General features: G+C 39.3%; 3 protein-coding genes and 1 pseudogene. All 4 read left to right on the forward strand.

The genetic code is table 11. The features are described from left to right. The first annotated feature begins 99 nt into the window (after positions 1-99). Positions 100-5,094 (forward strand): YadA-like family protein, encoded by a 4,995-nt coding sequence (locus ACFIMP_RS02415; RefSeq protein ID WP_375685956.1) that lies wholly within the window; start codon positions 100-102, stop codon positions 5,092-5,094. A gap of 612 nt (positions 5,095-5,706) precedes the next feature. Continuing rightward, the gene (locus ACFIMP_RS02420; protein WP_375681851.1) at positions 5,707-5,901 is read left to right on the forward strand and encodes a hypothetical protein; all 195 of its coding nucleotides are present in this window, start codon (positions 5,707-5,709) and stop codon (positions 5,899-5,901) included. 180 nt (positions 5,902-6,081) lie between these two features. Then, complete coding sequence (locus ACFIMP_RS02425) at positions 6,082-6,384, forward strand: hypothetical protein (protein WP_375611461.1); 303 nt, start codon at positions 6,082-6,084, stop codon at positions 6,382-6,384. Between the two features lie 426 nt (positions 6,385-6,810). After that, positions 6,811-8,248 (forward strand): annotated as a pseudogene (locus ACFIMP_RS02430) (Vomp family autotransporter); the annotation flags it as partial.

Below are 8,248 nucleotides of genomic sequence, written 5' to 3' on the forward strand. Positions count from 1 at the left end.
TTTTGAATACGTTTAGAAAAACCAATTTTAGGGAACTTCATAGCGTTTAAATGTGTCTTTTTTATGTTTATAGTTATTTCTTTCATTGGGGAGTTCATTATGAAAAAATTATATACAAAATTAGCAGGGAGCGATTTAAAATTTTCTCGTTTTCCTTTTATTAAAGTCCTATCCTTGACTTCGATAGCGGCACTTTTAGCCAGTATTTCCCCTGTTTTTTCGAATGATTTGGATTCTTCTAGTTCATCACAGGAAAATTATTTAACAGCGCTGAATGTTGCTTTGACATCCAAGGTAAGTGTTGCTGATGACTATGCAAATTTTTTAACAAAAACTCTTACTGGTGTAAGCGATTATAGTCCTATAGTGAATGTTTTGGCAGAAACCAGCGATTCGATACGTTCAATTGATATGAATGTTGGAAGTAAAAAAATCACAAGAGCAGCTTTAACTCCAAGAGTTGTAAAGGGAGATCAGATAACTAGGGATGAGAATTTGGGTAATCCTCTTGTCCATGGTGAACGAGCTCAGGGAGAAGCTCATGATGCTATTGTTTACGGGCAGGTAGCGCAGACGAAGGCTGACCAAGGGATTGCAATCGGCTTAACTGCTTTAGCCGGTAGTAGTAGAAATACTAAAAATAGCATTGCAATCGGTTCTTCTCTAACCGATAGTTATGATGAAAAAGAGAGAACAGCTTCATTAGGTGATTTTTCAATAGCCTTCGGTAGTAAAGCACATAGTTATGCAAATGAAGCGATTGCTATGGGGTACAATGCATATGCACAGGAGCAGGCGCCGCAGGGAATTGCTATAGGCGCTAGCTCTAATGTGACGGTTGCGAAAGGTGTTGCTCTAGGAAGCGATTCTGTAGCTGATAGGGCTGCTGGTGAGTTTGGCTACACTCCTTTGTTGCAGGGTCCTGCAACAAACATCGAGACACAATGGAAAAGTACGCGGGGCTCAGTTAGTGTTGGTGATTATAGTAAGGGTATAACCAGACAAATTACAGGCGTAGCAGCTGGTTCTAATGTTACCGATGCAGTGAACCTTAGACAGTTGCAGGACTTAGAACAAGTTGTAAGACAAAACGGTTGGAAATTCTCTGTTGGAGATAAAAATGCTACAACTGTTCTTATGGATAGCGCGGTAGATTTTTCTGCTGGAAGTAGCAACCTAAATATTACAAAGGGCGAAGATGACAATAAAGTAAAATTTGATCTGGCTCAAGACATTACGTTAACAAGCTTAAAAGCAGGTACAAATACCTTCGATGCCACGGGCTTAGTAATTACTGATGGTCCGAAAATAACCACCGGTGGTATTGATGCTGGAAATAAAAAGGTAACGGGTGTTACATCTGGTGATCTTAGTGCAGATTCACAAGAGGCGGTAAATGGTAGTCAGTTGAATGTTGTAGCTACCCATATAGCTGGATATTTAGGCGGTGGTGTTAAATTTACGAATGGTCAATGGGATGATCCAGAGTTCAAAATTAAAACTTTAAATCCTGAGACGAATGAGATGGAAGAAGAAAGTTTTCCAAATGTAGCCAAAGCCTTTGAGGGTGTGGGTAAGTCTTATGTAAATCTTCACAATGAGATTAAAAAAGCTGCCGATGATAGTGTCTTTAAATGGCACGCCGAAACGGAGAGCATTACAATTGCTGCCAGTGAGGGAAAAGGTGGGCAAGAAAGTATTGCTATAGGTAAGCTTTCAAGTGCAACTGCTAACAATGGTATTGCATTAGGTGGTTCTGCAAATGTATCTGGTGAAAATAGTATTGCATTAGGTGGTTTTGCAAATGCATCTGGTGAAAATAGTATTGCATTAGGTGGACTTTCAGCTGCAACAGCTAAAAATAGTATGGCATTAGGATCAAATGTACAAGTACTTCCTGAGGGTGGTGTTGCTGTGGGTTATAAATCTGTTTCTCGTAACTCAGTGTCCACAGTTGGCTATGATCCTTCTATAGGGAGCCAGTCAACGGATGATGGTGTGATATGGAAGAGCACTCAAGGAGCTTTTAGTATTGGTGATACTCCGAATAAGATAACACGACAGCTTACAGGTGTGGCAGCGGGTTATGCAGATACTGATGCCGTCAACATTGCGCAGCTGAAAAAATTAAGGGAATTTGTAGCACAAGGGTGGACACTTTCTCTTAATGATAAGGTTGTTTCAAGCTTTCAGCCGGGTGATATATTAAATTTGGTTTCTGGAAGCAAAAACTTTGAGATTAAAAATAGTGATACAACAGACAGTAAAGACAAAAAAATAACATTTGATTTGGCACAAGATGTCACATTGAACAGTGTAAAATTAAAAGACGTCACTTTAGATAAAACGGGCTTAACGATTGAAAATGGCCCCAAAGTAATAGCGGATGGTATTGATGCTGCAGGTAAAAAAATAACAGGTCTTGCAGGTGGAGATCTTAGCACAAATTCGACAGATGCCGTTAATGGTGGTCAGCTTCATACAATTACTGGGGATTTATCAAAAATTTTAGGTGGAGATGTATCCTTTGATGGAAAAAACTTTAAAGTACCAGGGTATAAATTATCGAATATTGATGAAAAAGGTGTTGTAACAGATAAACCGCATACCGATGTTGGTTCTGCCTTTAAAGGACTTGATGACAATATCAAGAATGTGAATGCTCGCATTAAGGAAGTCTCAGAAGGAGTTGCACAAGATTCTTTATCTTGGAGCGATGCTGACAAAGCTTTTGTTGCCCAGCATGGGGAAGGTGATGACAGAAAGGCAAGTAAAATCACATCGCTTGCTGTAGGAGATATTACGAAAGAATCGATGGATGCCGTAAATGGTTCTCAACTTTATTCACTGGGCGATAAGGTTGCAAAATATTTTTCTGATGACGCTGAATATAAGGATGGGGAATTGAAAGTTCCTGATTTTAAGCTCAAAATTATCAATGATGATGGCACTGAAGCTGAATCAAGCTATAAGAATGTATCAGATGCATTTTCAGGTGTGGGTAAACTTTTCACAAAGGTTCAAACTGCGATCAGCGATGTAATCAGTAATTTGCTTGTTACGAAAAATGAAGATGTTATCAACATTGGTAAAGGAGTAGAAGGTAGTGAAATCAATATCGCAAACAAGGGTGGTAAGGATCGAACTCTTTCTGGTGTAAAGGCAGCAGAAAAAGCCAATGAAGCTGTGAACAAAGAACAATTTGATAAAGGTTTGAAGGATCTTTCTGATACCCTTCTGTCGGATAGTTCTTCTGTTGTTCTTTACGATAAAACAACAGATAATCAAACTGATTATACAAATGTAACTTTTGGGAAAGGGAAGGATGCTACACCTGTTGCGCTCCATAATGTAGCCGCCGGATCGATTGCGGAAAACTCAACGGATGTTATCAATGGAGGACAGGTTCACATTCTTTCAATGGATATAGCAAAATTGTTGGGTGGAGATGCTGAATTTAAGGATGGTGCTTTTAAAGGGCCAACTTATAATTTATCCAGTATTGATAAAGGTGGTGAAGTAACAGATAAACCGCATACCGATGTTGGTTCTGCCTTTAAAGGGCTTGATGAGAATATCAAGAATGTGAACGCTCGCATTAAGGAGGTCTCAGAGGGAGTTGCACAAGATTCTTTATCTTGGAGCGATGGTGACAAAGCTTTTATCGCTCTGCATGGGAAAGGTGATGACAGAAAAGCAAGCAAGATCACATCACTTGCGGCTGGCTCTATAGTATCAGGCTCGAGTGATGCGGTTAATGGCGGACAGATTTATGATCTGAATCAGTCGCTAGCAAAGTATTTTGGTGGTGATGCTAAGTATGATGGTGATGGCTGGGCGCTTCCAGGTTTCAAGATAATGACTTTCCAAGAAGATGGAAGCTTTGAAGAGGAGAATTATGATAGTATTGCAGCCGCGTTTGCCGGTGTAAATAAGGTTTTCAAGAATCTTCATAATGAGATTTCAGACAACATTGAGCAAAATGCGTTGTTGTGGAGTGATGATGCAGGTGCGTTTGTAGCACAGCATGAGAAAGAAGGTAACAAGGAAAACAGCAAGATCACGTTCCTTGCGAAAGGAAAGATATCAGAAGATTCGACGGATGCGATTAATGGTGGTCAGATTTATACACTTCAACAGACATTTGCCTCATATTTTGGTGGAGGAGCTGGTTATGATAAGGAAGGAAACTGGCAAGGACCAAAATTCACTGTTCAGGTCTTTAATAAGGATGGTACGAAAGGTGATAAAGAGGAGCGTAATAATGTCTCTGAAGCATTTGATGTTGTTAATGACAGCATGAGCACTATCAATGATCGTATAAAAGAAGTTGAAAAGGGTACCTCTTCGAATAGTCTGAATTGGAATGAAGAAAAAGGAAGCTATGATGCATCTCATGTTGATGCTCAGGGTGTTAAGAGTCCAAGTAAGATTATCAATGTAGAGGATGGCAAGGTAGACAGAGATTCAAAAGAAGCTGTGAATGGAGGACAGCTTTGGGAAACTCAGCAGATGATTACAGATCAGGTCAAGGATATTGAAAATAAAGTTACGGAGGGATCTGTACAATACGATAAAGATAAAGAAACGGGCAAAAAGACCAATAAAGTTACATTAGTTGGTGGAGATGACAGTTCTCCAGTATTAATAGACAATGTAGCCGATGGAAGGGTTGAAAAAGATTCGAAAGAAGCGGTTAATGGTGGTCAATTAAAAGATAAGATGGATTTTGTGCTTGAAAGTGCCAATAAGTATACGGATGAGCAAATTTCTCATCTTGTAAAAGATGGAGTTAGTGGGGCTAATTCGTATACGGATATGAAGTTTTCGACATTAAGTTATGCTGTTGAGGATGTTCGAAAAGAGGCAAGACAAGCAGCAGCTGTTGGTTTAGCGGTAGCTGGTTTACGCTATAGTGATATTCCTGGAAAATTAACAATCGCATTTGGTAGTGGTTTATGGCGTAGTCAATCTGCTTTTGCTTTTGGTGCAGGTTATACTTCAGAGAACGGTGATATTGGTTCCAACTTGTCAATTACCACTTCTGGAGGTCACTGGGGTATAAGTACAGGGGTTAATGTGATACTCAACTAATAAACGACTAAATCCATAAAATTGATTTGCCTTTTTCTTAATTGAAGAAAAGGGCAAATTTTTTACTTTCTTCCAGAGTTCTCTAAAGCTATTCTAAATGTATAAAACACCCGTAATTATATAAAATCCGAATATAAAAAGCCTATGACAACTTTTTTTGAGAATAAAAGACCTTAATGGTAAAGATTTAAAAAATTGATTGCTATTATTTTGATTTATTAAAATGCTTCAAGAAATGTAAATACGAATATACCCTTTATTAAAAGAAGACAGTTTTAGCTTTTATTTTCGTATAGTTTTAAACGTATGCTTTATAATGCAACGATCTACAGATATGCAACGTACTCCAAACACAAGTATTGCTTTAGGGTAGTGGAGCGCAAACGGAAAAAGAATGAAGCGTTTCTGTAGGCAATATGGCTTACGCTTTAGAGAAAAGCAGTATTGCAATAGGTAGTGAATATAATAAGAAGAGCGAACACGGGGAAAATGATTATACTCTTTCGAAGAGTGATTATTCAACAGTAGTAGCAGCTGTTTCTAAAGCTTTAGAATATGGTTCGATTGCTCTTGGTCATCCGTACATAAGCATTTGCTCAAGAAGCTATTTCTATGGGCTTCTATTCAAAAGCAAAAGGGGTTGGAAGTATCGCTTTAGGTTCCTATTCTAAAGTGATGGTTGATGGGGGGCTATCGGGAACAGCTCTGTGTCTGGTAGGACTGCTGGCGTTTTTGGGGATACGTCTGTTCTGCAAGGATTGGCTAAAAACACCTAATCTCAATGGAAAAGTACGAAAGTTTCAGTAAATATTGGTGTTCCTAGTAAGAACATAACGCGACAAATTATAGGCGTAGCAGCTGATAGCAAATCTGCCGATGCGGTGAACCTGAGACAGTTGCAAGATTTAGAAGAAGTCGTAAGAAAAAAAGAGTGGAAACAGTCTATTTCTGGTGAGGCAGCTAAAGATATGGGTGCTAGATAGTACAATGAATTTTTCATCGGGAGGAAGTAACTTCAGGGTTAAAAGAGATAAGGACGATGAAAATAAGCTCATATTTGGTTTGGCTAATGATATAGCATTGAAAAGCATAACATTAGGAGAGAAAAGAAAAGTCGATGCAACAGGCTTAGTAATTACTGATGTCCCGCAAATAACCACCGGTAATATTAATGCGGCAAGTAAAAAAGTAACAAATGTTGCAGAAGGAACTAGCAATACTGATGCAGTGAATTTTTCACAACTGAAGGGAATAAAAGAACAAGTAGCAGTGAGTATTTTTGTAAAATAGGATACAGCAACGAGACACATTACCATTAGTAAGGATATAGATGGGGCATTTTAGTAAAAAGCTTTCATAAATCCTCTAATGAAATAAAAGAGCTTATTCACGAAAAATAAACTGATGCCTAAGCGGATGATCAATAGGCACAAAAATTATACCTTTTTCAAAGAGATCAAAGCTAAAAACGACACACAACCTTTGATAGAAAAATGAAATCCATTCTAATATTAAGTATTTTTTTACCTTCCTCAAATTGACTTTCACGAACCTACCCCTAATTACCCTCTAAAGGCGTTGCAGAAACAACAGCTTACGTCTTAATTTTATTTATGTCCTAAAACACGCTGTAAAAGCAGGAACACGCAAGGGAAATAAGAAAGCTCTAGAACACACCTTTTTTGTGTTTTTAATCTATTGTTATGAGGGGGTATTATGAAAAAATATTCAACACCAAATTTGATTAAAGCTGTTTCATTGGGAACAGTTATAGCGGCGCTCTTGTCGAGTGTTTCTCCTGTGGTTGCTGCAAATCTTGCGATAACAGGTGATAAAGTTCAAAGTACAAGTGGTCCTAGCGTGTCTTATCAATACGCTAGCCATGGCAGTATTGTATTAGCTGGCGATAAGGATTACTGTGGTGTGTTTAATGTTGTTGATCGTGGTGGAAGCAATCAAGGTACTAATAACCAAATCACTGCAGAGGAACTATATGAAAGAGTTTCTATGAATAAAGAGATTAATGGCAAGCGTCCTTTTAACTGGGCGAAGGTTCAGCTTAATTGGGTTGATGATGGTCTGACCGGTAAGGGGGGATATATGGGAAAAGCAACCGGTGGTCTTTCAAATGTTCTGCCTGAAGCTTATGGTGTGTATTCTTTTGCAACTGGGTGTGGATCTTCCGCAACGGGGCATTATTCAACAGCATTTGGAGCGGCTGCAACTGCAAAGTTTGGGGGATCACAAGCTTTTGGTATTGCTGCACTTGCAGGTGGACAAGCAAGTATTGCTATAGGGGTTGCGTCTGAAGCAGTAGCAAGCAATACGATTGCTATTGGTGGGCGTGCAAAAGCAAAAGGCGTTGATAGTATTGCATTCGGTAACAAATCACTTGCAGGTGGACAAAAAGCAATTGCTATAGGTTATGGTGCTCAAGCTCAAACAGATCTTTCGATAGCGATTGGTTCAGATGCAAGAGCGACTGAGCATAAGGGTGTTGCTCTTGGGAGCGAGTCTGTGGCTGATGTTGCTGCTGGCGCTATCGGGTATAATTCTTTAACTAAAGGCCCTTCAGATTCTGACGACATGATATGGGCGAGTACGCTAGGTGCAGTGAGTGTTGGTGATGCTAAATCAAAAAAAACGCGCCAGATTGTAGGAGTGGCAGCTGGTAGTGGCGACACTGATGCCGTTAATGTTGCACAGTTAAAATCATTACAAAAATACGTAGACCAAGGTTGGACACTATCTGTTGGAGGTAAAAATGCTAAAGCTGTTGGTGTACAAGATACTGTAGATTTGTCGGCTGCAAGTGACAACCTTAAGATTACAAAAGGTGGGGAAAACAATAATGTAACATTTGATCTAGCTAATAATATTACAGTGGAACGAGTTACCGCTGGGAGAAGCTCTATCAGTGATGATGGCATTTTGTTTGCTGATGGGGCTAAAATAACTGTGGATGGTATTGATGCTGGCAATAAGCAGATTACAGGAGTGGCAGCTGGGGAAGAACCTGATGATGCAGTGAATTTTGCGCAGTTGGAGCAGGTTAATCGGGACGTTGCAAGTGTAAGTCAAAATACATCACAATATTTTGGTGGTGGTGCAGATGTATCTAATGGTAAAGCACCAACTTACACAATTCAGGGTA

It is taken from the genome of Bartonella sp. AP65SXKL, assembly GCF_042195725.1.
Taxonomy (GTDB): Bacteria; Pseudomonadota; Alphaproteobacteria; order Rhizobiales; family Rhizobiaceae; genus Bartonella.